The sequence below is a fragment of the Streptosporangium sp. G11 genome (assembly GCF_051192615.1).
Lineage (GTDB): Bacteria > Actinomycetota > Actinomycetes > Streptosporangiales > Streptosporangiaceae > Streptosporangium.
Genome location: NZ_JBPJUQ010000019.1, coordinates 116,866 through 141,408 on the forward strand (window position 1 = coordinate 116,866; position 24,543 = coordinate 141,408).

Here is a 24,543-nt window from a genome sequence, read left to right on the forward strand (position 1 = left end):
TTCCCGCTGTCTCCGCTGCCTCCGCTGTCTCCGCTGCCTCCTCGCGGCACGGGGCCGGTCAGCCCGGGTGCTTCGCCGACACCGTGTCGCGCAGGCAGCGGACGGCGGAGGCGATCCGCTCCAGGCTCTCCTCGTCGCCGGACCCGGGGTCGACCGGCTCGCGCCCCTCGCGGACGTCCCTGGCGACCTTCTCCAGGGAGTCCGCCAGGGCCCGCACGGCCTCCTCGGGCGGTGGCGACGCGCCGCGCTCGGTGCGCGCGACGGTGGTGGCGGTCGCGTCGGCCACCTGTTCCAGCGCGGCCATCGCGGGCATCCAGGTGGTGACGCGCCTGCTGATCACCGGCGGCTCGGCCAGCGCCCGCTGGAAGACCGTCCGCAGGTCGGCCAGTGCGTCGTACGCTCTGCGACGCAGCCGCGCCCTGCCGGTGTGCTCCCTGTCGAACGCGTGCCGCAGGTAGTTCGCGGTGGCCGTCACCGCGTCGGCGAACCTCGGCCCGACCGGAGCCTCCCAGCTCGCCGACCACGGCAGGTATCCCAGCACCAGGACGATCACGCATCCGACCAGCGTGTCCACCAGCCGGATCCTCCCCAGATCCGGCCCGCCGCGGGTCAGCAGGTCCACCAGGAGCAGGACCAGCGGCGCCTGGAAGGTCGACATCAGGCCCCAGTTGCGTTGCTGGCCGTAGGGCAGGAGCGCCGCGCACACGGCGATGGGGACCAGGAGCAGCGGGCCGTACGGCACCAGGACGAGCACGAGGGTGCCGATCAGCGTACCCACGAGGGTGCCGAGCGCACGCTGCACGGCACGGGCGAACACCGACCCGAAGTCGGGCTTGAGCACCAGCGCGACGGTCAGCATCATCCAGTAGGACCGCTCGAACCAGCCCAGCCCGCTGAGCATGGCGGCGACGCCCATGCAGAGCGCGAGCCTGACCGTGTAGACGCGGACGAGATGACCCCGCCACATCTGCTCCAGCGCGTCCCGGAGCCGGGAGCGGTAGCCGACCGGTTCGTACGGCAGCTGGTCCGCCGCGACCTCGCCACCGGACACCAGCTCGACGGCCCCCCGCACGGCGGAGCGGAGGGCTCGCGCGGCGGGCGAGTCGCACCGCACCCGGGGCGCGGGCCCACCGGCGAGCGACGCGGCGACGGCCCTGACGGCGGACGCGAGCTCCGCGGGCGGCTCTCGTCCCTCGTAGCGCAGCGAGAGCAGGCCGTTGCGGATCAGCGAGGCCTGGTTCAGCAGGGCGACCAGGCGGGTGCGATCGGGATCGAGCCCTCCCGCCGGAGAGCGGGCGCCGAGCACGACGTCGTAGCCGTCCTTGAGAGTGGTGTCGAACTTCGTCAGCGCGGGGGCGTCGTGCTCGGTGAACAGCCGATCGAGAGCCTCGTAGACCGCGATCACGGCAGCCTTCTCCGGTGCCCGGGGATGGAACGGCCAGTCGGCGACCCCCAGCACGATCACCCAGATCGCGCCCAGCAGGAAGGCCAGCGCGTTCGCGCTCGGCGCCCCGGGCAGCCTCACGCCGGTGGCGATCACGGTCATCACCAGCAGCTGCAGCCCGGCCCTCGAACCCGTGGCCCCGCTCGTGCTGATGAGCGCGGACACCACCGAGACGGCCACCACGACCGACACCGTCCACCAGCCGTGGCCGTGGACCGCGGCCCCGATGAGATACCCAAGCGCCCCGGCGACACCGGCCGCGCCCATCTGGGTGATCCTGACCCGGTAGGGGCCGCCCCGGTCGGCCAGACCGGCGTTCATGGCGCCCATGGCGGGCAGCAGGCCGGCCACGACGTTTCCCGAGACGGACCCCATGAGGAGCGGGACGGTCACCGCCACGGTCATGCGCAGCATCGGCCACCACCGAAGTGCCGCGGGTGCGGGCCGGACCGTCTCGACCAGCCAGCCGGGGGCGGCGCCGCTCAGCCGGTCGGTGGCCCGCCGGAAGAGCGGGGGCATCGCTCGCCGTGCTCAGTACGCCGGCACGCCGGGCGGGTCCGGCCGCGAGATGGTCGCTTCACGGTTCACGGCGCATCCCTACCCGCCCGTCCCGCCCGGTTATCCCCGCGTTCACCGACGAAGGCTTGACCACCGCGTTGCCCTGCCGCGCGGGAACGCGGCCCCCCTGCCTCGCGGGAACGTGGCCCCCTGCCGAGGTGTCACACCGGCGCCGGACCGCTCGGGAGGCGCGGTCCGTATCGCTCGGTGGCGTGACCCCGCACGAGGTGTCGCACCGGCACCGCGACCGCGCCGGCCCCGGACAAGCAGGGTGACGGCGGCCGGCTTGTCGCGCAGGCCGGCCGGCACCGCGTCCGCGACCGTGCCGGCCCCGGACAAGGTGCCGTACCGCTAGGGGACGATGGCGTCGACGTATCCCCCGTCGACGCGGAGGGCGCCGCCCGTGGTCGCGGAGGCCTGCGGCGAGCTGAGGTAGACGACCATGTTGGCGATCTCCTCCGGCTCGATCAGCCGTTGCAGGAGTGACTGCGGGCGGTGCTCCCGCATGAAGGCGCGCTGGGCCTTCTCCCAGGGCAGGCTCCGGTCGACGAGCTCGTAGACGAACTCCTTCACACCACCGGTGTGGGTGGGACCGGCGATGACGGAGTTGACGGTGACGCCGCTGCCCGCGGCCTTCTTGGCGAAGCCGCGTGAGACGGCCAGGAGGGCGGTCTTGGACATGCCGTACTGGATCATCTCGATGGGGGTGACGATCGCGGAGTCGCTGGCGATGTACTGGACGCGGCCCCAGGAGCGCGCCACCATCCCCGGCAGATAGGCGCGGGTGAGGCGGACCGCCGCCAGGACGTTCACCTCGAAATAGCGCCGCCACTCGTCGTCGGTGATCTCCAGGGCGTCCTTCGCCTCGAAGATCCCGAGGTTGTTGACCAGGATGTCGACGTTCGGCAGGAGGTCCACGGCGTGGTCCGCGCCCTCCTGGGTGGCGAGGTCGGCGGCGATCTGGACGACCAGCGCGCCGGGGACCTCCGCGCGCAGCGCGTCCGCGGCGGCCTCGACCTTGTCGGGTTTGCGGCCGTTGACGGCCACCGTCGCGCCCGCCCGCGCGAGGCCGGTGGCGATGGCCGTCCCGATGCCCTGGGTGGATCCGGTGACCAGTGCCGTCTTGCCGGTGAGATCGATGTGCATACGTCACGTCCTTGAAACCCGGTGCGGGTGGGTACCTCACGACCTGGTGATATGTCGTCCAGCTGATCCGGTGTTCGTTCCCGTGTCCACCCGGGTGGAACATGCGGACAGTGATCATTTTTTGGGGATGGGCGCGGGCGACGGCGTGTCCCCCTGCCCCGGCCGATGGGCGTGGTGACCAGGAAGGCCACCGGAAGGGCGAAGGCGAGGGAGCCCCGGAAGAGGCCGGATGCCGGCCCGGCGTCCATGGCGCCGGATCCGTGGTGCCCCTCACCCCCCGGCATGGCTCGCGTGCCGGACCGGTTCGGACATCACGGCCTCCTCTTCCCCCGTCGATCTCCGGCCGGCTTTCCCAATCCATACTCCTAAGGGGTATATGACAATGGCCGGGAGGTCTCGCACGCGAACCGGGCCGGGCTCATCTGTCGTCGTCGTCCCAGGCGAAGGCGTGGAACGGCGGGTCGAGGGGCGCGTCGATCAGCCGGTTGGCGAAGGTCGAGATCGTGTAAGCGCCGACGCCGAGGACGACGTCGAGGGCGTTCCGCGCGCTGTAGCCGGCATCGAGGAAAGCCCTCGTCTCCTCGTCGCCGACCGCGCCGCGACAGTCCATGACCGCGAGGGTGAACGACCGGAGCGCCTCCGCGCGCGCGTCCGGGAGGGGCTTTCGAGCCCGGAGCGCCTCGACGACCTCGGACGGCGCCTCCAGCCTGACCAGCGTGGCGGTGTGCATCGCCACGCAGACATGACAGCCGTTGCGGGTGGCGACCGTCATGACGACGATCTCGCGGTCGACCGGATCGAGGGTGGTCTGCTCGAAGGCCGCGCTGGCCGCCAGAAAGCCCTTGAGCAGTTGCGGGGAGGTGGCCATCCGGCCGACCGCCTCGGGGACGTAGCCGAATTTTCGCTCCACGCCCTCGACGGTGGAGCGGGCGTCGGGCGGAGCGCTCTCGGCGGTGTGCGTGACGAAGACGGCATGGGACACGGGGGCCTTCTCTCTGGATTGTCCGAGCCCTCGGAACACGGGCTCCGCATCGCGCGTCGCGGCGATGTCGTCAATGAGGTTGTCTATATAGTAAACATGGTTGACGACTTTGGCAATGACCGGCCCCGGAAAACACCCTCGCAGGGGTTCACCCCGAGGGCGGAGCGGCGGACGCGCGGGGAGATGGCCCACGGAGCGGACCGGTGACGGCGCAGGTCACCGCCCTCCCGACAGGCACAGGTACGCCGCGAGACGACCGGCGGCCCACCCGGGGGCCGGCCAAGTGCCGCCCCCGGCGTCGGCGACTCAGTGATCGACGAAGACGAAGTCGACGTCCTCCGGGGGTACGGGCGTGCCGGTGTCGTCGACGAACGCGACGCGCAGGGGGCGCCCGGAGGAGCGACTGCGACGCAGCACCGAGGGGCCGGCCTCGTGGGGCCGGTTGGCGTCACCCCACTGCTGGAGCGAGGCGAGCACCGTCATCAGCTCCTCGCCCGCCGGGGACAGATGGTAGCTGTAGCGGCCCCTGGCCCCCGGCTCCTGATAGGGGCGGCGCTCCATGACACCCGCCTCGACCAGCGTGTTCAGCCGATTGGTGAGCAGGTCGGAGGCGATGCCCAGGGAGTCGCGGAAGTCGGCGAACCGGGTCAGCCCGGCGTGGGCGTCCCGGATGATCAGCAGCGTCCACCGCTCACCGAGCACCTGCAGGCTCCGGGCGATGGAGCAGCGCGGTTCGAGTACGCGGTCCGTCTTCATGGGCATGACCCCATTCTATGCGAGGTTTGGTTTTCCAACCCAGGGTGATAAGTTGGATAAACCAACTCAGGTCTCAGGGGCTCCTCCCGGTGACCCCGTGACGTGGAAACCGTCCCGCGGCGTCCTCGCCCACCAACCACGGTAAGGAACATCATGCAGATCAACGGTTCTGTGGCCCTCGTCACCGGTGCTAATCGCGGACTCGGCGAGCGGTTCGTCCAGGCACTGCTCGAAGGCGGCGCGTCGAAGGTCTACGCCACCGCGCGCAACCCCGACACGATCACCACTCCCGGCGTGGTGCCCATCGCACTGGACGTCACCGACCCGGCGGCCGTACGCGCGGCGGCCGATCTGGCGCCGGACGTCACCCTGCTGATCAACAACGCTGGAAGTCTCACCGGGGCCGGGCTCCTCGACGGGGACATCGACGACTTCCGGCTTGAGATGGAGACCCACTACTTCGGCACGCTCGCCACGAGCCGGGCCTTCGCCCCTGCCCTCGCCCGCAACGGCGGCGGAGCCATCCTCAACGTCCTGTCGGTGCTGTCCTGGATCGCCTTCCCGGACAGCGTGGCCTACTCCGCGGCCAAGTCGGCGGCCTGGGCCCTGACCAACGCGCTGCGCCTGCAGCTCGCCGAGCAGAAGACGCTGGTCACCGCCCTGCACGTCGGATACATGGACACCGACATGGCCGCGCGGGTCGACGCTCCCAAGAGCGATCCCGCGGTCATCGCCCGCATCGCCCTCGACGGCGTGGAGGCCGGGCGGTACGAGGTCCTCGCCGACGAGGTCAGCACGAACGTCAAGGCGGGGCTCTCCAGCGACCCCAGCGCGCTCTACCCGCAGCTGCCCGAGATCCGCTGAACAAGCGCCGGTTCCCCTCCGGACAGCCGCCTTCTTCCCGGAAGGCGGCTCGTCCATCCGGTCCCGCAGACTCACCCGCGACGTTCAAACCGGCCTAGCACGCCCACCCGCGACGCTCAGACCAGCCCCGCAGGCTCACCCGCGACGTTCAGGCGTCACGGGCGGCGGTGACGAAGTCCCTGATGAGACCCGGGTCCTTCACCCCGGGAGCGACCTCCACGCCGCTCGACACGTCGACCCCCCAGGGCCGGGCGGCGGCGATCGCCTCGGCCACGTTCGACGGATCCAGTCCCCCGGCCAGCATCCAGCGGCCCGCCGGGCGCCCGCGCACGGCCGCCCAGTCCCACGGCTCCCCCGAGCCCGGCCTGGGCGCGTCGACGATGAGCAGGTCCTCGTCGAGGGCGCCGCAGCGCAGGTCGGTGCTCGCGGCCCCGGCTCGGACCAGCGTGACGCCGAGGTCCTTCAGCGCGGTGAAGTCCTCGTGCGGATGGTCACCGTGCAGCTGGACGGCGCGCAGCCCCGCCTCCAGCGTGGCCGCCCTGACCTCCTCGGAGGGCTCGCCGGCGAACACCCCCACGGTCAGCACGTGCGGGGGCACCATCGAGGCCAGCTCCCTCGCCAGTGCGGGGGTGACCCGCCGCGAACTCCTGGTGAGGACGAATCCGATGGCGTCGGCTCCCGCCTCGACGGCGGCCGTCACATGTCCGGGCTCGCGCAGCCCGCAGATCTTCACGTACACCCTGTGTACGGTAGCCCGTTTCCCGCCCGCGCCCGCACTGCCGGGTGCCGGCCGGTTCGCGGGGACGCTCCTCCGTCGCGGGAACCGTCCTCGGCTCACGGAACACCGGTTCTCCGGTATCGAACGCGAATATCGCGGATTTCCCCCGCCGAAGAACTCGTATGTCGTCGGCACGCCGGGAATGAGGTCCAGCCGGCCGGTCCTTACCGGATAAATGGCCTTATTTCAGGAATAGACCGTTCCGCTTTTCCTTTCGGGGTTGACCTGGAGTCCACTCCAGCGGGAAGGGTGGAAGCCGTGAATTCCGACGAGTTTGGAGAGCGGACAATGAAGCGGATCATCGGTCGCAGCGGTATCGAGGTCAGCGCGCTCGGCATGGGGTGCTGGGCGATCGGCGGCCCGTGGAAGGGCGGCGACGACCACTTCGGCTGGGGCGCGGTGGACGACGACGAGTCGATCCGCACCGTCCACCGGGCACTCGATCTCGGGGTGACCTTCTTCGACACCGCGAGCAACTACGGCGCCGGGCACAGCGAGTCGGTGCTCGGCCGGGCGCTGGCGGGGCGCCGTGACGAGGTCGTCGTGGCCAGCAAGTGGGGATGGACCTTCGACGAGCGGACACGCGAGGCGGGCGGCTCGGACGGCAGCGCCGCCTACCTGCGCGAATGCCTTGAGGGATCGCTCCGGCGGCTCGACACCGACTACATCGACCTCTACCAGCTCCACATCAACGAGTTGCCGGTCACCGAGGCGCTCGACCTGGTCGACACGCTCGAGGAGCTGGTGGCCGACGGGCGGATCCGAGCGTACGGCTGGAGCACCGACAACGCGGAGCACGCCAGGGCGTTCGCGATCGCGGGCCCGCACTGCACCGCCATCCAGCACGACATCTCGGTGCTGCGGGACGCGGCCGACGTGATCGCGGTGTGCGAGGCGACCGGTCAGGCGAGCGTCAACCGGGGTCCGCTGGCGATGGGCCTGCTCAGCGGCAAGTACAACGACGGCCGTACGGTGGGCCGCGACGACGTGCGCAACCAGGGCTTCGACTGGCAGGTCTACTTCAGGGACGGCGCGGCCGCGCCGGAGTGGCTGCCCCGCATCGAGGCCGCGCGCGAGCTGCTCACCTCCGGCGGCCGTACGCTCGCCCAGGGCGCCCTCGCCTGGCTGTGGGCGCGCAGCGAGACGACGATCCCGATCCCCGGGTGCCGCACCGTCGCGCAGGTCGAGGAGAACGCCGGCGCGCTCCGGCACGGGCCGCTCAGCCGGGAGGAGTTCGCCCGGCTGGAGGAGGTGCTGAAGGACCTGCGGACCACCTCCGACGCGAAGCCCCTCGGCGAGGAGTCCTCCCTGAGCGGCTGACCCGAGGGCTCGGCGCTCCCGCCGGCCTGGCCGGCGCGATGCCCGGCCACGTCTTCTCCGGCAAAACCTCCGGCGAAAACCTACAGCGAGATCCTCCAGCGAGAACCTCCGGAGAAGACGTGCCCGGCAAGGACAACCGGGCGATGAGAGCGAGAACGCGTCAGAGGGCGTTGAGGAACCTCGCGGCGATCGGCGCCGCGACCTTGCCCCCGGTGCCGCCGTGCCGGACGAACACCGCGAAGGCCAGGGAACCCCGGTAGCCGACGAACCAGGCGTGGTCCCCGGCGTTCTCGACCTCGGCGGTGCCGGTCTTGCCCGCGGTGTCCGGCGGGAGCCCGGCCTGGGAGGCCGTTCCCTGGGTGACCACGGCGCCCATCATCGTCCGCAGGCTCGCGGCCACCCCCTCGTCCAGCGGCACGGGAGGCGGCGAGTCCCCGGGAGGCTCGTCGGTCGTGATCGCGGGCTTCCAGACGCCGCTCGCGACCGCGGCGGCGACCTCGGCCATGCAGAGCGGGCTGGCCTGCACCGAGTTCTGGCCGATGGAGTCGGATCCCAGCTCGTCCGGGCTTCCGTACGGCTGGATCCGGCAGGAGCTCAGCCCCGGCTTCTCCCGGAACCCGAACCGGTCGGCCGCCTCGGCGCGCAGCCGGTCGTCGCGCAGCCGGTCGTACGTCTGCTGGGCGAAGGTGGTGTTGCAGGAGAGCGCGAAGGCCGTGGTGAAGGCGACGCTGCCGTGGTCGATGCCGTCGGAGTCGCTGAAGCTCCTGCCGTTCGGGAGGGTGTAGGAGGCCGGGCAGGCGACCTGCGAGTCGGGGGTCAGGCCGCTGCGGAGCAGCGCGGCGGCGGTCACGATCTTGAACGTCGAGCCGGGCGGATAGAGGCCGTTGAAGGCCGCCTTGCCGCCCAGGGTGTCCGCCACCGCCCGCACCTGGGCCGTCTGGACGTCCACGGCCACGATCGCGGCGGGCTGCTCGACGCCGTCCAGGGCGCGGGCCGCGGCGGCCTGCACGGGCTGGGAGATCGTGGTCTTCGTCCCCGAGGACGATCGGGGCGAGGACAGCAGCACCCGCCCGGAGGGCTCCTCCTGCAGTTTCAGGTCGACCGCCGTGTCACCCAGCCCGGTGAAGTAGTCGCCCGCCCTGCTGTCGCGGGGGAACGGCTCCCCCTCGCGGGTCACCGTGGCCGGGTGCCTGATCTCGGTCTCCTTCAGCCGCAGGCTCCCGCCGTCCTTGAGCGAGGGGTGCATCGTCTCGGGGGTCCAGCGCACCTTCCACACCCCGAACCGCAGCTCCAGGCGCAGGACGGAGGCGAACTGCCAGTCGTCCAGCCCCGTGATCCGCCGCACTCCCTTGAAGGGCATCTCGGCCGCGTCCTCGCCGTGACGGCGTAGCTCGCCGGGGGTGAGGGACAGCGACGCGATCCGCAGGTCGGCGTCGAACCCGCGGTGCCGGACGCCGAAGTCGGCCGGGGGGTCGACGACCATGCCCGCCATGGCGGTGAGGTCACCGGCCTGCCAGGCGGTGAGGTAGCTCGTCGCGGTCGTCTCGGGACCGCCCTGCGGGGTCGGCGTGACCGGGGTCAGCGTGATCAGGTTCGGCGGCGGTGAGACGGGCACCGGGGCGGGCGACTCCCCCGCCCTCACCGCGTTCGTCCCGGCGTCCGGGTCGTCGGACTCGTCGGGGCCGGCGGAGGCACCGGACGGCGAGGGCCTCGGCGAGGGTGAGGTCACGACGGCGCCCGGGGCGGCCACCACTCCGTACACGCCGAAGACGACGATCGCGGTCGCGGAGAAGATCAGCGCGAGGAGCCTTCGATCACGCATACCGTTTACTCCCCCGGGTTTGCAGAGTTGCATACCAGAGAAAAGATCGTAAAGGTGATAAGAAGCGGTGAACCAGGTTTTTCCAGACTTCGGTATGACACCGTAGCCCGCGACGACGGCCCGCCCTCCCCCGGGGGCCGTCCCCGCGGAGGCACCCTACGAGAGCACGTCCCCGTCGAGCGCCTCTCCCTGACGGAGGCCGTCGAAGAGGTCGTCCTCACGGTCGGCCGCGGCGGGAACGTGGTTGACGTGGCGGATGAAGGTCTCGTGCGCGAACGCCCGGTGCTGGGCCTCGGTGGGCATGCGCAGGAAGAAGATGTTCTCGCCCTGGCTCGCGTGCGCCTCCAGTGCCTTGCGCTTGCGCTCCACCTGGGAGGACACGTCGACCACGGTGGTGATCTGCTCCTCGGGGACGCCGAAGTCGTCGGGAAGCTCGAAGTCCTCCGGGGCGGCGCCGGTCGAGCGGAGATATTCGAACAGCTCGGCTATCCGCTCGCGGGGCACGGCCGTGTAGTAGAGCTTGCGGGGGATGCCACTGGCCTCGGCCGCCGCGAGGGCGACCCGGTGGGCCTGGATGTGGTCGGGGTGGCCGTAGCCGCCGTTCTCGTCGTAGGTCACGACGACCTGCGGGCGATAGCGCTCCATCAGCGCGACAAGCCTGCCGACGGCCTGCTCGAACGGCACGTTGGCGAAGGACTCCGGCGCCTCGTTGGCGGCCCAGCCGACCATGCCCGAGTCGCGGTAACCGAGCAGCTCCACGTGAGAGATCCCCAGGTGGGTCGCCGACTCGCGGAGCTCCTCCAGCCGCAGCGCGCTCACCGCCGCCTCGTCGTGGCCGGGCTCCCCCGGCTTCACCCCGCCGGGGCCGTCGCCCTGCTCGCCGTTCGTGCAGGTGACCAGGACGGTACGGATGCCCTCGTCCGCGTATCTGGCGAGAATCCCGCCCGTCCCGAGCACCTCGTCGTCGGGATGGGCGTGAACGGCCATCAGCGTCAACCTGTCATCCATGATTTTCAACCCATTCGCGAGAAAAGCCCTGCGGACCGGCCCACTCTACGGCGGCCACCGGGAAGGCGAGAGCGCCCCTCCTCCCCTTCCCGGGGCATGTGCGCCACGGAGCCGATGCCGCCGGGGTTCCCGCGTCCGAACGCCGGGACCGCCGTGCCCGCGCTTCCTACAGCGCGTGGGGCGATACGGCGGCGGACCGTTCCTGGGCCACCGCGTCGAAGGCCGGGGCGAGGGCGAAGTTGGCCGCCGCCTCCGCGTGCAGCTGGGCGCTCGGGAAGAGCGGGATACCGGTGTCCTTCTCACTGATCAGGAGCTCGATCTCCGTGCAGCCGAGGACGACGCCCTCGGCGCCCTCGTCCGCGAGCTCGGCGATGATCCGCGTGTAGGCGTCCCTGGAGGATTCGCTCAGAATCCCGCGCACCAGCTCCTCGAAGATCACGTCATGGACCAGATCGCGCTGCTCACGCTTCGGTATGACCACCTCGAAGCCCTGCGCGGCCAGCCGCTCCCGGTAGAAGGGCTCCTCCATCGTGAAGCGGGTCCCCAGCAGGCCGACCTTGCGCATTCCCCTGGCGGACACCTCGGCGCCCACGGCGTCCGCGATGTGGAGGAAGGGAACGTTCGTGGCCCGCGTGACCTCGTCGGCCACCCGGTTGAAGGTGTTGCTGCAGATGAGCAGGAAGTCGGCGCCGGATTTCTCCAGGTTCCTTCCGGCGTCGACGAGCAGCGCGCCCACCTCGTCCCAGCGGTCGGCGAAGATGAGGTCCTCGACCGTCGTGTAGTCGACCGACCAGATGAGGCTGTTGGCGGAATGGCTGCCGCCCAGCCGTTCACGCACCCGCTGGTTGATGATCTGGTAGTAGACGAGAGTCGACTCCCAGCTCAGCCCGCCGATAAGACCGATGGTACGCATGAGACTCCGTTTCATTACCTCAAGATGGCAGCGCCGGGAGCGCTACACGCTCATTTCACCGACCGGGGACCAGCCGCGTCGCCCACGGCCTTCTCCCGCCCGCGGCCTTTCTCCGGCCCGCGAACCGGATCAGGGCTCGGCCGGGCCCGGGTCGCGAAGCCGAATCCTGGCCGCCCCGGCGTCCCGAGGTCACTTCGCGATCCCTGGAGTACGCCCGCCGCCGTTCCGCCGTCCGGCCGAGGACGTCCGGCCGGGTCATCGGCACGTGCGGCCCTCGCCCGGTCATCGTTTCTGTGCCGTCGCCTGTGCCAGTTCGCGTGCGCAGGTGCTGAGCCCGATCTCGCTGGAGGCCTTGACCAGCACCACGTCCCCCGGTTCGAGCAGCCCGGTGGCCAGGCGGACGGCCCCGGCCACGTCCTCGACCGTGTAGACGGCGACGCCCGCGTCCGAGGACTCCGCCTCCCCCGCCATCGCGACGGGATCGCCGGGACCGACCGCGATCAGCACGTCCACGCCGAGCTCGGCCACGAGCCGCCCCATCTCCGCGTGCCGGGCGCGCGAGGCGTCCGCCTGCTGCCCCATCGCGCCCAGCACGGCGACGGTACGGCGGGCGCCGGCCAGCGCCTTCAACGTCCGCAGCCCGGCCCGCATCGATTCGGGGTTGGCGTTGTAGGCGTCGTTGACGATGGTGACGCCGTCGGGGCGTTCGAGGATCTCCAGCCGGCCCGCGGAGCGCCGTCTGGCCGCGTTCAGCCCGCTCGCGATCTCGTCCACGGAGAAGCCCAGGGTGACGGCGGCGGCCGCGGCGGCCAGGGCGTTGCTCACCTGGTGCTCGCCGATGGGGTCCAGTTTCACCCGGGCGCGGCCGGTGGGCGTCACCAGATCGAACGAGGCCCGCGCCTGGTCGTCCATCCGCACGTCGTCGGCGCGCACGTGCGCTCCGGCGGACCTGCCGTACAGGGTGACCTGGGCTCGGGTGCGTCCCGCCATGTTCACCACGTACGGGTCGTCGGCGTTGAGCAGCGCGAACCCGTCGGCGGGCAGCGCCTCCACCAGTTCCCCCTTGGCCTCGGCCACGTCGGCCAGGCCGCCTCCCATGCGCGACACGTGCGCGGCGCCGACGTTGAGGACCATGCCGACCCGCGGCGGGGCGATCCGGGTGAGGTAGGTCAGGTCGCCCTTGCGTCCGGCGCCCATCTCCAGCACCAGGTATCTGGTCGCGGCGTCGGCGCGCAGGACGGTGAGCGGCAACCCGAGCTCGTTGTTGAACGACTTGTCGGTGGCGATCGTCGGCGCGTGCCGTTCGAGCACCTGGGCCAGCAGGTCCTTGGTCGTGGTCTTGCCCACCGAGCCGGTCAGGGCGATCACGGTCGGGCTGATGTGGCCGAGCACGTACCCGGCCAGCCGGCCGAGCGCCTCCTGGACGTCCTCGACCACGAGGGCGGGCACGCCCACCGGGCGGGAGGCCAGCACCGCGACGGCGCCGTCGCCGACCGCCTTGGCCGCGTAGTCGTGGCCGTCGACGCGCTCGCCGACCGTGGCGACGAACAGGCCGCCCGGCACGACCTCGCGGGAGTCGACGGCCGAAGGTGCCGTCACCGGCGCGTCCGGGTCGTGGACGTCGTGCAGACCGGCTTCGAGGAAGCGTGCGATCTCGCTCAGCTTGACGGGGATCATGAGCCACTCCTTGCCAACGCCAGGTCGATGAGGCGTCGCAGCAGTTCGGGGTAGGGCACCCCGCTCGCCGCCCACGACTTGGCGTAGACCGAACGCGGGGTGAAGCCGGGCATGGTGTTGATCTCCAGCAGGTACAGGCGTCCCGTGCCCTCCTCGTAGAGGAAGTCGGCGCGAGACAGACCGTAGCCGCCGATCGCGCGGAAGGCACGCAGGGCCAGCTCGCGCACGTCCTCGGCCACCCGTTCCGGCAGCGCGGCAGGGATGGTGGCGATCTCGGCCTGGCTGAGGTATTTGGCCTCGTAGTCGAGCCACGCGCCGTGCACGTTGAGCTCGCCGGGCACCGAGGCCTGCGGGTCGTCGTAGCCGCCGAGCACGCCGCAGATGAGCTCGCGCGCGTTCACGCCCTGCTCGACGATGACGACCCGGTCGTGGGTGAACGCCAGCTCGACGCCCGCGCGCAACTCCTCCATGGAGGTGACACGGGAGATGCCGATGGAGGAGCCCATGTTGGCCGGTTTGACGTACATCGGCCAGTCGAGCGACTTCACCGCGCTCCAGGGGTCGGCCGTGGTGCGCCATTCGTGCTCGGTGAACCACACGTGCGGCGTGACGGGAAGGTTCTCGGCCAGGAAGGCGCGTCGCATCGCGACCTTGTCCATGGCCACGGCCGAGGCCAGGACCCCGCAGCCCACGTAGGGGATGCGCAGCGTCTCCAGGTATCCCTGCAGGACGCCGTCCTCGCCGAACGGCCCGTGCAGCACGGGGAAGGCCACGTCGACCAGGTCGCGGCTCAGTTCCACCGGCCACCTGCCCTGCCTGTCGATGGTGACGGCGACGGGCTCGTACAGGTCTCTCGGCAGGGCGTCGAGGACCGCCTGCGCCGATTGCAAGGACACCTCGTGCTCGGCGGACGGCCCGCCCGCCAGCACGGCCACCCGTAGGCGTTGGGTCACGGTCAATCAGCCTTTCTCGCATGTCGCGGGGGGGTGGTGCCGCCGGTCAGCACAACGCCGACATCCAGGCGGGCCCGCATGTTCTGTCGATGCGTCTTCGAGCATGGGCTCATCGCCTGATCGGTTCTCAGGCCATTTGCTGTCCACTTGTCGGTCGAGGCCGGCGCCGTCGCCCGCCGCGCGGGCCGGGCCGGCCGCCCTAGCCCTGGCGAGGCGTCGCCACTTCCATCAGCCGATCGACCATCCGGGCACGGTCGGCCACCAGGCCGGGCGCTGCCTCATCGTCGGCGGTCCGCTCCGAGCGGATCCGGGTGCCGTTCTCGTCGGCCGCGACGCCCCGGTGACGAGACTCTCCGCGTCGATCCCAATCCATACCCGGGGTTGCGGCCCCCGCGCGTGTTCCATGCATTGCCCCTCAACAGCGGAGAACCTGCCTTTGGCACCAGGAGAACACTACCGCCATATCCGTAAACAGCGACCGAAACGCATGTTTTCAATCAGCGGTCAGGACACTCCGGAGAACCGGTTGACCGGCCCGCGGAAGCCATTACGCGCAAGCCGCCGCAGGCGGAAGACATAGGGCCGCACCCGGCTCTCCCGGGCCAGGGCTGGAACGTTCTCACCCGATAAGACGCGTGCGATGTCGCGCGGGGATGACGCCGGCGAATACGCGGGATCACCGCCGGCGGGCCGCGGACGACGGGCCCGCCGGCCCTGACACCACGCCCGCTCCCCCGGCCGGTGCGCCAGGACACGCTCCGGGGGCTGACGCCGTCGCGGGCGCCTGCTATAAATAATGACTGTTCATTATTTAATGAGGTGGAGTCATGGCGGGACGACCGCGCACGATCAGCGAGGAGCGCATCATGGTCGCGCTCGCCGCGGCCGTCGGACGGACGGGACCGGGCCGGCTGACATTGGCCGACGTCGCCCGCGAAGCCGGGGTGTCGACGGGCGTGCTCGTCGGGCGGTACGGCAGCAAGCGCGACCTGCTCCTCGGATTCGTCCGATGGGGTCTGGCGGAGAAGGCGTTCATCCGGCCGATGCGGGCCGCGTTCGAGTCCGCCGACGATCCGGTGGAGGGGCTGATCCGCGCGGTGGTGCGCAGCGCCGGGCCCGACGTCGAACCGGAGGAGTTCGCCAACCACCTGGCGTTCCTCCACCTGGAGCTGGCCGATCCCGAGTTCCGCGAGCTTCTGGGCGAGCACGACACGGCGGTCCGCGCCGAGCTCGCCGCCTACCTGCGGTCGGCGGTGGCGAGCGGGCACGTGGTGCGGGGCGCCGACGTGGACGCGCTCGCCGCCGCCGTCGACTCCATCCGTAACGGCACCCAGATCACCTGGGCGATGACCAGGTCGGAGCCGCTGGCCGAGGCGCTCCGCCGGGACCTGAGCACGCTGCTCACCCCCTATCGGCACGACAAGGAGAACCAGTGACAGACCAATCAGCGACGGACAGGCCGCTGACGGGGCAGATCGCCCTCGTGAGCGGAGCCACCCGCGGCGGGGGCCGGGGAATAGCCGTCCAGCTCGGCGTGGCGGGCGCGACCGTCTACGTCACCGGCCGCAGCACGGCGTCGTCGAGGTCGCCGATGAACCGTCCCGAGACCATCGAGGAGACCGCCGACCTGGTGACCGCCGCCGGCGGTCACGGCATCGCCGTCCCCACCGACCACACGGACGTCGCCCAGGTCCGCGAGTTGGTGGCGCGGATCGACCGGGAACAGGACGGCAGGCTCGACATCCTCGTCAACAACGTCTGGGGCGGGGACCCGCTGACGGTGTGGGACAAGCCGCTGTGGGAGCAGTCTCTCGACGACGGCCTGCTGCTGCAGCGGCAGGCGGTGCACACGCACATCATCACCAGCTGGCACGCGCTGCCGCTGATGGTGGCCCGCCGCCGCGGCCTGGTCGTGGAGGTCACCGACGGCACCGACGAGCAGGACTACCGGGGCACCTTCTTCTACGACCTGGCCAAGGCCGGCGTCATCCGGATGGCGCGGGCGCAGGCGGGCGACCTGCGGCCGCACGGCGTCACCGCCCTCGCGATCACCCCCGGATTCCTGAGGTCGGAGGCGATGCTCGACCACTTCGGCGTCACCGAGGCCACCTGGCGCGACGGCATCGCGCAGGATCCCTACTTCGCGGTGTCGGAGACACCCGTCTATCTCGGCCGCGCGGTGGCCGCGCTCGCCGCCGACCCGCGGGTGGACCGCTGGAGCGGGCGTTCGCTGTCGACCTGGCAGCTGGTCAAGGAGTACGGCTTCACCGACGCCGACGGCTCCCGTCCCGACTGGGGCGGCTACTTCGGCGCGACCCAGCGCCAGAGCGACGGCGTCGCCCCGGAGGACTATCGATGACACCCGGATCGAACCGGTGGCTGCTGGGGGTGCTCGGCGCGGTCCAGTTCATGCTCGTCATCGACACCGTCGTGGTCATCGTCGCGCTGCCGTCCGTCCAGGCCGAGTTCGGCCTGGACGCGACGACGGGCCAGTGGGCGGTCAGCGCCTACGTGCTGGCCTACGGCGGGTTCATGGTCACCGCGGGCAGGGCGGCCGACCTCCTGGGCGCCAGGCGGACGCTGCTCGCCGGGCTGGCGCTGTTCACCGTGGCGTCGGCCGCCTGCGCGCTGGCACCGGGCGGCCTGGCACTGTTCGCGGCCCGCGCCCTGCAGGGGCTCGGTGCGGCGCTGGTGTCCCCCGCGGCGCTCACCCTGGTCACCACGAGCTTCGCCGAGGGTGACGCGCGCAACCGCGCGCTCGGCTTCTGGGGAGCCATCGGCTCGGCGGGGGCGGTGGCCGCCTACCTGCTGGGCGGCGTGCTGACCGATCTCGGCGGCTGGCGCTGGGTGTTCCTGGTGAACCTGCCGATCGGGCTGCTCGTCCTGCCGGCCGTCGTCCGGCTGGTACGGCCGGACCCGCCGGGGCGTACCGGGCGGGTCGACGTGGCCGGCGCCTGCCTGCTGACCGGGGCGGTGGTCCTCGTCATCACCGGTGTGACGCAGGCGGCGCACGGGTGGGGCTGGTCGGTTCCGGTCTGCCTGCTCACGGGCCTTGTCCTGCTGGTGCTGTTCGTCCGGGTCGAGTCACGCGCCGCCGAGCCGATGATCCGCCTGCCGCTCCTGCGTGATCCGAACGTGGGCTACGGCAACCTGCTGTGCGTGCTGAACGCCGCCGCGGCCATGGTGGCCTCGATGTTCAGCATGCTCTACATGCAGGGCGTGCTCGGCATGACCCCGATGGCGGCCGGGCTCGGAACCATGCCCGTGACCGTGGCGATCCTCGTGGTGGCGAGCCGTACCGGGGCGCTCGTCGCGCGCTTCGGCGTGCTGCGCCTGCTGGTCGCCTCCTCGGTGCTGCTCGCCGCCGGTGCCGGGCTGCTGAGCACGATCACCGTCGGCGGCGGCTACTGGACCCATGTCCTTCCCGGGCTGCTGGTCAGCGGCATCGGGGGCGGGCTCAGCTTCGCTCCCTCCATGATCGTGGCCACCACGGGCGTCCCCCACGGTGACCAGGGTCTGGCCTCCGGCCTGGTGAACACCTCCATGCAGCTCGGCGGCGCGCTCGGCCTGGCGGTGTTCACCGCCGTCGCGGCGGCGGCGTCCGGTCCGGCCCCGGATCTAGCCGGGCTCACCGGCGGGTACCGGGCGGCCTTCCTCTGGGCGACGCTCCTTCCCGCCGCCGTCCTCGCGGCCGTGGCCGCACTCGCGGCGAGCCGCCGCCGCGAAGCCGAGTCCGGGGCGTTCGCCGCGAGGGAGCCGCGCTGACGACCGCTCCGGTCGCTATTCGGGCGGGGGATAGAGGTCGAACCCGTACAGGCCCTGGTCGCCGCCCGCGGCCAGGGCGAGACCGCTGGGAAACCAGGCCAGGCAGTTGAGGCCCGCCTCGACCCGCGCTCCGGCGGCGGACGACTCGCCGTATCTGTCCCACACCCGGATGGTGCCGTCGTCGGAGCAGGTGGCCAGCAGGTTGCTGTCCGGGGAGATGGCCACGCCGCGGATCCTTCCCCCGCCGCCGGACAACCTCGCCCGCTCCGTGCCGCCCGCCGACCAGACACGGGCGCTGCCGTCGTCGAAGCAGGCGGCCAGCCAGGTGCCGTCGGGGGCGATCGTCACCCCCCGGGCCGGCCCCGGGCATCCCTTGAGCGAGGCCCGCGCCTTCCCGTCGGCTCCCCACAGACCGGCCGTACCGTTGGCGGAGAAGATGGCGAACCACCTGCCGTTCGGCGCCACGGTGATCTCACCGATGGCCTCCACCCTGTTCCTCAGGGTGGCGTACCTGTGGCCGTCCGGTTTCCAGAGCTGGATCTTCCCGTAGACGGACAGGGTGGCCAGCCAGGCGCCGTCCGGGGAGATGAGGAGGTGGGCCGTCGCCCTGATGTTCGCGACCAGGACGGCGCGCTCGGTGCCGTTGGCCCACCACACGCGAGCGGTGCCGTCTTCCGAGCAGGTGGCCAGCCAGGTGCTGTCGGGAGCGATCACCACCTCGCGCACCGGTCCGGTGTGACCGGCCAGCACCGCTCTCCTGCTGCCGCCCGCGCCCCACAGTCGTACGGTCCGGTCGGCCGACCAGGTGGCCAGCCAGGTGCTGTCGGGAGCGATCGCCACTCCCCGCAGGCGTCCGGCGTGCCCCGTCGGGATGGCCCGCCTGCGGCCACCGGCCCCGCGTATCCGGACGACGTGGTCGGTGGACCAGACGGCCAGCCACGTCTTGTCCGGCGAGACCGCGCCGTGGTGACTGGTTTCGAGGGGAACGGTGAGGGTCGCCCCTTCTATCCTGTCCTCGTTCCAGAGTTTCACCGACCCGTCACCGGAACGTGTGGCGATCCAGCTTCCCTCGGGGGAGATCGTCACCTGGCGGACCGTCCCGGTCCGGCCCTTGCGGTTCTGCCGGGCGGCGCGCTCCGACTGCCAGATCCGGATCGTCCCCTCGTCGGAGCAGACGGCCAGCCAGGTGCTGTCCGGCGCGATCACCACCTGACGAACCACCCCCGCATGACCCGTCAGGACGGCCCGCTCACCACCGTCGGCCTCCCACAGACGCACACCCCGATCACCCGAAAGAGTCGCCAGCCACGTGCTGTCCGGCGCGATCACCACCTGACGAACCACCCCCGCATGACCCGTCAGATCGGCCCGCTCACCACCGTCGGCCTCCCACAGACGCACACCCCGATCACCCGAAAGAGTCGCCAGCCACGTGCTGTCCGGCGCGATCACCACCTGACGAACCACCCCCGCATGACCCGTCAGGACGGCCCGCTGCCTGCCGTCGGCCTCCCACAGGCGTACGGGGCCCGTGGACGCCCAGGTGGCCAGCCACGAACCGTCAGGGGAGATCCGCATCCCCGGCGCCGTCCCGGTGTGCCCCGTCAGGACGGCCCGCTCGACGCCGTCGACGCCCCACAGCCGCACGCTCCCGTCTCCGGAGAGGGTCGCCAGCCACGAGCCGTCCGGCGCGACGGCTATTCGGGAGACCTTGCCGATCGGCCTGTTCCTGCCGGAGACCTTCTCGTCCTCCTGGCTCCAGCCGCGCATCCTCAGGACGTCCTTCAGGCTTCGCGGCTTGGTCCTCACCTTGACCCGGCTCCTGAGGACCACGCGCCTTTTGCCGCCGGAGCTCCAGAGGCCGACCTTCCCCGTCGCGGAGAGGGTCGCCAGCCACGAGCCGTCGGGCGCGGCCACCACCCCGGTGAGCCTGCCCATCCCGCTTCGCAGGACAGCGCGCCTGCTCCCGTCGGGATTCCAGAGGCAGGCCCTCCCCCTCGCGGAGAGGGTCGCCAGCCACGAGCCGTCGGGCGCAGCCACCACTCCGGCGAGCCTGCCCATCCCGTTTCGCAGGACGGCCCTCTCGGCACCGCCGATCCCCCAGATCTGTATCCTCCTCTTCCCGGAACGGGTCACCAGCCACGAGCCGTCCGGCGCGACGACGACCTCGTGAACCGGCCTGCCGTGGGTGGCCAGCGTCGTCCGGGTCGTGCCGTCGGCCTTCCAGACCTGCGCGCCGCCGTCACGGGCGTGCACGACGAACCGCGATCCGTCGGGGGTGATCGACACCTCGTTGAGCCGCCTCGTCGCCGAGGTCAGGGTCCGCAGGAGGCAGGTGGTGCCGTCGTCGGGCAGCGGCCAGCGGGCCCTCAGGAAGGCGGTCTCGTTCTCCTGGCTGTAGCGCTCGACCGACGCCCGCATCGGCGGGAACGCGTAGAGGCGGGCCAGCAGGTTCGCGGTGGAGACGGCGTCCGACTCGAAGGGGGTCAGCAGGTGGGCGCTACGGGCGATCAACCGGCGGACCCCCGCGACGGAACGGGAGGTCGACAGGGCCAGGTCCGACTCCGCCGCGGCCACCCCGAACACGCGTACGCGGGTGACGAACCATCGCACGTCGTGCAGGAGCGCCTCCAGCTCCCGGTATCTCCTCGCCTCGGAAAGGTGGAACAGCAGGTGGTCCCAGAGGTAGGGCACGGTCCGGGGCAGCCTCCACCATTCGGCGTCCGCCGTGAGGTCGTCGTCGGGTATCAGGTTCCTGGCCTCGTCGAGAAGGTCGCGGTTGGCGACCTCGGCGCGCTCCTTCCCCAGGCCGTCCTCCGAGCGGATGAAGGAACGGACGACGTCGTGGATCGTGATCGACGGCATGGCCCCCTGCGCGTGGCGCCCGCTGATCAGGGAGAGGTCCTGAAGCCTGCCGCGGAGCCGTTCGGCCTGCTTGGAGGTGAGCCCCGCGGTGCCGCGCCAGAGAAGCTCGACGACGGCGACCGGGATCTCGACATCCTCGGGGAAGACGCCCAGTTCCAGGAAGCGGGCGCGGTCGAACGCGCCGAGGGCTTCGAGGCCGTGCTCGACGACGGCGCGCACGGCGGTCTCCCGCTGGGAGGCGACGGTGACGTCCAGGACGGCGGGAACGGTCCGGCCGAGCCGTTCGGCCGCCCGGCGGGCGGCGACATCGGCGTTCGTCCCCGCGCCGTGCTCGTCGCGCAGCCGCGCGTTGACGAGGGACAGCAGCAGCGGCCACCTCCCCGTCAGGCCCACCAGGTCGCTGACGACGCCGGGGTTCATCGGCGGCAGTCCCCGGCTCAGCACCTGGACGGCCACCCGCGGCGCCATCTCGTCGACGATCATCGCGATCGCCTTCGAGGGCAGTGCCCTGGGCAGCCGGGTCGTCACCAGCACCCGGGACCTCACGGCCGCAGACAGGAAGGGCCTCAGCTGCTTGAGGCTCCACACGTCGTCGACGACCAGCAGCACGGGGCCCCGCTCCGCGAGGGCCTCGGCCATCCGGTGACCGGCCTGCTCGGGGCTGGAGAACTCCGGCCGGACGCCCAGCACGGCCTCCGTGACGTCGTTGGCGAGCGCCGCGATGCCGGAACCGGCGCGGTCGCGGCCCACGGTGACCCAGATGACGCCGCCGCCGAACCGTTTCCTCACCTCGTCGCTGTGACACGCCTCCACGGCCAGGGAGGTCTTGCCGAACCCGCCCGCCCCGGCGAGGCCGGTGGTCAGCCCGACCGTTCCCGAGCCCCTCATCGTCAGGGTGGAGACCACGTCGTCCAGCTCGGTCCTCCTGACCCACCCCGCCTGCCTGTCGGGCACCAGGAAGAGGCCGCCGCGCGTGCGCGACCGGATCAGTTTCGGCGTCAGCCATGACAGCAGGACGACAAGGGAGGCGGTTAATCCGAAAATCGCCACCCATTCGATCCTGTGCGCGACGACCGTGTCCGGCAGATATTCTTCGACCATTCGCACCGGAAGTCCGACCAGAATTCCGGAAACCACCAGAATCGCCGTGACGACCTCGGCGATTCTTTTGGTGCGACGAGCCACCGACCACCTCTACAGTGCCGACCCCTGCCCCGACGGGCGCCGGGACCCCTGGACGCACGATATCTGTTCCCCATTGCCGTTGAGTTGAATCACCGATGTTCCGGCAATTAAAGCGCATACGAAAAGCCGTGTTGCACACTTTGAGCTGCTATGTCCATGAGGTCACACCCGCCATTCCGGCTCCCATTCAAGGGAGATCCTTTTCCGTGACGACGCGATCGCCGTTGGTGACCTCTTTCGAATCATCCGGGGACCGGTGGCCGCCACCGGGGCGCGCACCGCGAGGAGGACGACGGGAGGAACCGGCCCGGGAGGAGGACGACCAGGGAAGGTGGCGGAACGGCGAAACCGCCCCCGCGCCCGTCGGTCCGGAGGCGGCGTAGGACGCCGTCGGGCCGCGGAGGGCGCGGGAGCGGTTCGGGTCTATCGGTTCGGGTCTGTCGGGTTGGGTCTACCGGGTCGGATCTCTCCGATCAGGCCCGGCCGGATCCGTCGGATCCGTCGGATCGGGTCGCGAATCGTTGGTCACGGATCGTTGGTCACGAACCGCGAGCCGCGAACCGCGAATCAGCGCTGCAGGTCGACGCAGGAATAGAAGGCGTTGGCGGTGTCGGCGATGTTCCAGACGGCGAGGACCTTCAGACGGCCGGTCCTGCCGCCCAGGTTCACGTTGTGCGAGACGGTGGCACCGGGCTGCCTGCCGCCGTCGTTGAACACCGCGATCCGGGTGTTGCCGACGTAGTACTCCCACGTGCTGGTGGCGTGGCGGGCGGTCAGCACCCAGTTGAAGGTGACCGAGTTGCCCACGCTCGTCGCCGGCCAGCCCTTGCTCTCGTTGCTGAGCTGGGAGAAGCGGGCGATGTTAGCGTGGCAGCTCCGCAGGCCCTTGGGGCCTTCCACACTCTGGGGCTCGTAGATGATGTCGCCGCAGTTGGAGACCCGGCCCTGGGCGCACATGGCCTGACGGCTCGGCGGCGACGAGATGTAGCCGTGCGCGTTGGCCGGTGAGGCGATGAACACGGTCGAGGCGATGGCGATGATCGCCATCGCGAGGAAGGTGACCGTTCTGCGCATATCCTGCTCCTTCGCTGGGGGGTGACTCAAATATAAAAGAAAGTTTCCTAACAGTAAACATTCGAGTCATGAAAGATTCGGGAGCTCGTCAGGGAATCAGGCCCTCGTTCGGACGCGCATCCGCCGCGCGATGTCCCGTACCGCCACCGCCAGCAGGTCGACGTCGTCGCGGGTGGTGAAGAGCGCCGGCGTCACCCGCACGCAGCCGCCCCCGACCGGCCCGCCCCGATGAACCGTGAAGATCCGGTACCGCTTCATCAGGTCCGTGGTGATCGCGACGTTCTCGGCCTCCGACGTGCGGCCGGTGATCCGGAACGCGGTGATCGTGCCGTACATGGCGGGCTCCTCGGGAGTGAGGATCTCCAGGTTGTCGATGTCGAGCACCTGACCCACCCAGCGGTCGCGCAGGAATCGCAGCCTCGCCTGCTTGGCGGCGGCGCCCAGGGCGTCGTGGAAGTCCAGGGCGGCACCGGTCGTCAGAACGGGGGCGACGTCCAGGGTTCCGGTGTGCACCCGCGAGCGGATGTCGTCGCGTGGGAAGCTCTCGTCGTGGAAGGCGACGTCGATGTCGGCCAGGCGGCTCTCGCGGATGTAGATGAAGCCCGCTCCCAGCGGCACGCCCATCCACTTGTGCAGGGAGAACCCGGCGAAATCCGCGCCCAGGTCGTCCATGGTGAAGTCCAGGTGCCCCCAGGAGTGGGCGGAGTCGACGATCACGTCGACGCCCCGCTCGCGGGCCATCGCCACGATCTCCCGTACCGGGACCACCAGCCCGGTGCGGTTGTTCATGTGGCTGAGCAGCAGCAGCCTGACCTTCGGGTGCTCCAGGAACGCCTTGGCGTAGGTGTCCAGCACCGCCTGACGGGTCGCCGGCTCGGGGATGACCAGCCTCTCCACCCGGACGCCGCGCCGGTCGCTCAGCCAGTTCATGGCGTACTGCGTGCTGTGGTAGTCCAGGTCGGCGTACATCACCGCGTCGCCGGGGCGCAGCCGCCGGTAGCCGGCGATCAGCAGTTGCAGGGCCTCGGTGCCGCCCCGGGTGAGGGCGATCTCCTTCATGGAGACGCCGAGCATGGTCGCGATGCGCTTCCTGACCTGGTCGGCCTGGTCCCGGAAGGTGGTGCGCAGCAGGTAGGAGTTCAGCTCGTTGAGATGGTCGGCGTTGCGGCGGTGGGCGCGGCGCACCGGCTCGGGCATGACCCCGTAGTAGCCGTTCTCCAGGTTGACGAAGTCCTTGGTGACCCGATACTCCCGCGCCACCCCGCTCCAGAAGCCCTCGTCCCCGGCGAGCCGCTCGGGGGCGGCACCGGCGAGAGCGACCGGTGGCCGGGGCACCGGCGAAGACGGGACGAACGGGATGGCCAGCGCGCCCAACCCGGCGACCATCTCACGCCTGGACACGCTCATGGCACCACTCCACACCGATCGGCGGG

The 24,543-nt window shown here is 71.1% G+C and carries 18 protein-coding genes; 5 read left to right on the forward strand and 13 right to left on the reverse strand.

What is annotated here, in order from left to right; translation table 11 throughout:
• Nucleotides 1-58 precede the first annotated feature (58 nt).
• The 4 genes from ACSDR0_RS20025 to ACSDR0_RS20040 form a co-directional block, all read right to left on the reverse strand.
• Nucleotides 59-1,963 carry an FUSC family protein gene (locus ACSDR0_RS20025; RefSeq protein WP_435290359.1) on the reverse strand — a complete coding sequence of 635 codons (1,905 nt, stop codon included), beginning with the start codon at nucleotides 1,961-1,963 and terminating at the stop codon, nucleotides 59-61.
• Nucleotides 1,964-2,353: 390 nt separating this feature from the next.
• Complete coding sequence (locus tag ACSDR0_RS20030) at nucleotides 2,354-3,148, reverse strand: SDR family NAD(P)-dependent oxidoreductase (RefSeq protein ID WP_435290360.1); 795 nt, start codon at nucleotides 3,146-3,148, stop codon at nucleotides 2,354-2,356.
• A 418-nt stretch (nucleotides 3,149-3,566) separates the two neighbouring features.
• Nucleotides 3,567-4,130: a carboxymuconolactone decarboxylase family protein gene (locus ACSDR0_RS20035; protein ID WP_435290361.1), complete on the reverse strand. Its 564-nt coding sequence runs from the start codon at nucleotides 4,128-4,130 to the stop codon at nucleotides 3,567-3,569.
• A gap of 306 nt (nucleotides 4,131-4,436) precedes the next feature.
• Nucleotides 4,437-4,892, reverse strand: a complete 456-nt coding sequence (locus ACSDR0_RS20040) for a winged helix-turn-helix transcriptional regulator (protein WP_435290362.1) — start codon at nucleotides 4,890-4,892, stop codon at nucleotides 4,437-4,439.
• A 147-nt stretch (nucleotides 4,893-5,039) separates the two neighbouring features.
• Between ACSDR0_RS20040 and ACSDR0_RS20045 the strand changes: the two genes are divergently transcribed.
• Entirely contained in the window at nucleotides 5,040-5,750 is a 711-nt protein-coding gene (locus tag ACSDR0_RS20045; protein ID WP_435290363.1) for an SDR family oxidoreductase, read from the forward strand.
• 148 nt (nucleotides 5,751-5,898) lie between these two features.
• Here the strand turns inward: ACSDR0_RS20045 and ACSDR0_RS20050 are convergent, their stop codons facing one another.
• On the reverse strand, nucleotides 5,899-6,489 hold the full coding sequence (locus ACSDR0_RS20050) for a phosphoribosylanthranilate isomerase (RefSeq protein ID WP_435290364.1): 591 nt from the start codon (nucleotides 6,487-6,489) through the stop codon (nucleotides 5,899-5,901).
• A 327-nt stretch (nucleotides 6,490-6,816) separates the two neighbouring features.
• Between ACSDR0_RS20050 and ACSDR0_RS20055 the strand changes: the two genes are divergently transcribed.
• Nucleotides 6,817-7,848: an aldo/keto reductase gene (locus tag ACSDR0_RS20055; protein WP_435290365.1), complete on the forward strand. Its 1,032-nt coding sequence runs from the start codon at nucleotides 6,817-6,819 to the stop codon at nucleotides 7,846-7,848.
• A 160-nt stretch (nucleotides 7,849-8,008) separates the two neighbouring features.
• On the opposite strand, the gene ACSDR0_RS20060 is transcribed toward ACSDR0_RS20055, so the two are convergent.
• From ACSDR0_RS20060 to ACSDR0_RS20080, 5 genes are all read right to left on the reverse strand, one after another.
• Complete coding sequence (locus ACSDR0_RS20060) at nucleotides 8,009-9,670, reverse strand: penicillin-binding transpeptidase domain-containing protein (RefSeq protein ID WP_435290366.1); 1,662 nt, start codon at nucleotides 9,668-9,670, stop codon at nucleotides 8,009-8,011.
• Between the two features lie 156 nt (nucleotides 9,671-9,826).
• Nucleotides 9,827-10,678 (reverse strand): PIG-L family deacetylase, encoded by an 852-nt coding sequence (locus ACSDR0_RS20065; protein ID WP_435290367.1) that lies wholly within the window; start codon nucleotides 10,676-10,678, stop codon nucleotides 9,827-9,829.
• A 166-nt stretch (nucleotides 10,679-10,844) separates the two neighbouring features.
• Nucleotides 10,845-11,591 carry an aspartate/glutamate racemase family protein gene (locus ACSDR0_RS20070; RefSeq protein WP_435290368.1) on the reverse strand — a complete coding sequence of 249 codons (747 nt, stop codon included), beginning with the start codon at nucleotides 11,589-11,591 and terminating at the stop codon, nucleotides 10,845-10,847.
• Nucleotides 11,592-11,873: 282 nt separating this feature from the next.
• Entirely contained in the window at nucleotides 11,874-13,268 is a 1,395-nt protein-coding gene (locus ACSDR0_RS20075; RefSeq protein ID WP_435290369.1) for a UDP-N-acetylmuramoyl-tripeptide--D-alanyl-D-alanine ligase, read from the reverse strand.
• The gene (locus ACSDR0_RS20080) at nucleotides 13,265-14,221 is read right to left on the reverse strand and encodes a D-alanine--D-alanine ligase family protein (protein ID WP_435290370.1); all 957 of its coding nucleotides are present in this window, start codon (nucleotides 14,219-14,221) and stop codon (nucleotides 13,265-13,267) included. The genes ACSDR0_RS20075 and ACSDR0_RS20080 overlap by 4 nt, the downstream gene beginning before the upstream one ends.
• An 827-nt stretch (nucleotides 14,222-15,048) precedes the next feature.
• Here ACSDR0_RS20080 and ACSDR0_RS20085 point away from each other — a divergent pair.
• The 3 genes from ACSDR0_RS20085 to ACSDR0_RS20095 are packed head-to-tail and all read left to right on the forward strand — an operon-like array spanning nucleotide 15,049 to nucleotide 17,986.
• Nucleotides 15,049-15,657, forward strand: coding sequence for a TetR family transcriptional regulator C-terminal domain-containing protein (locus ACSDR0_RS20085; protein ID WP_435290371.1), 609 nt, complete (start codon nucleotides 15,049-15,051; stop codon nucleotides 15,655-15,657).
• The gene (locus ACSDR0_RS20090; protein ID WP_435290372.1) at nucleotides 15,654-16,580 is read left to right on the forward strand and encodes an SDR family oxidoreductase; all 927 of its coding nucleotides are present in this window, start codon (nucleotides 15,654-15,656) and stop codon (nucleotides 16,578-16,580) included. Before ACSDR0_RS20085 ends, ACSDR0_RS20090 begins: the two co-directional genes overlap by 4 nt.
• Nucleotides 16,577-17,986, forward strand: a complete 1,410-nt coding sequence (locus tag ACSDR0_RS20095) for an MFS transporter (RefSeq protein WP_435290373.1) — start codon at nucleotides 16,577-16,579, stop codon at nucleotides 17,984-17,986. Before ACSDR0_RS20090 ends, ACSDR0_RS20095 begins: the two co-directional genes overlap by 4 nt.
• A gap of 15 nt (nucleotides 17,987-18,001) precedes the next feature.
• Here the strand turns inward: ACSDR0_RS20095 and ACSDR0_RS20100 are convergent, their stop codons facing one another.
• The 3 genes from ACSDR0_RS20100 to ACSDR0_RS20110 all read right to left on the reverse strand — a co-directional run bounded on the left by ACSDR0_RS20100 (nucleotide 18,002) and on the right by ACSDR0_RS20110 (nucleotide 24,517).
• Nucleotides 18,002-21,901 carry an NB-ARC domain-containing protein gene (locus ACSDR0_RS20100; protein WP_435290374.1) on the reverse strand — a complete coding sequence of 1,300 codons (3,900 nt, stop codon included), beginning with the start codon at nucleotides 21,899-21,901 and terminating at the stop codon, nucleotides 18,002-18,004.
• Between the two features lie 702 nt (nucleotides 21,902-22,603).
• Entirely contained in the window at nucleotides 22,604-23,110 is a 507-nt protein-coding gene (locus ACSDR0_RS20105; RefSeq protein ID WP_435290375.1) for a lytic polysaccharide monooxygenase auxiliary activity family 9 protein, read from the reverse strand.
• Between the two features lie 96 nt (nucleotides 23,111-23,206).
• Nucleotides 23,207-24,517, reverse strand: a complete 1,311-nt coding sequence (locus tag ACSDR0_RS20110) for an aminotransferase class V-fold PLP-dependent enzyme (RefSeq protein ID WP_435290376.1) — start codon at nucleotides 24,515-24,517, stop codon at nucleotides 23,207-23,209.
• Between the last annotated feature and the right edge of the window lie 26 nt (nucleotides 24,518-24,543).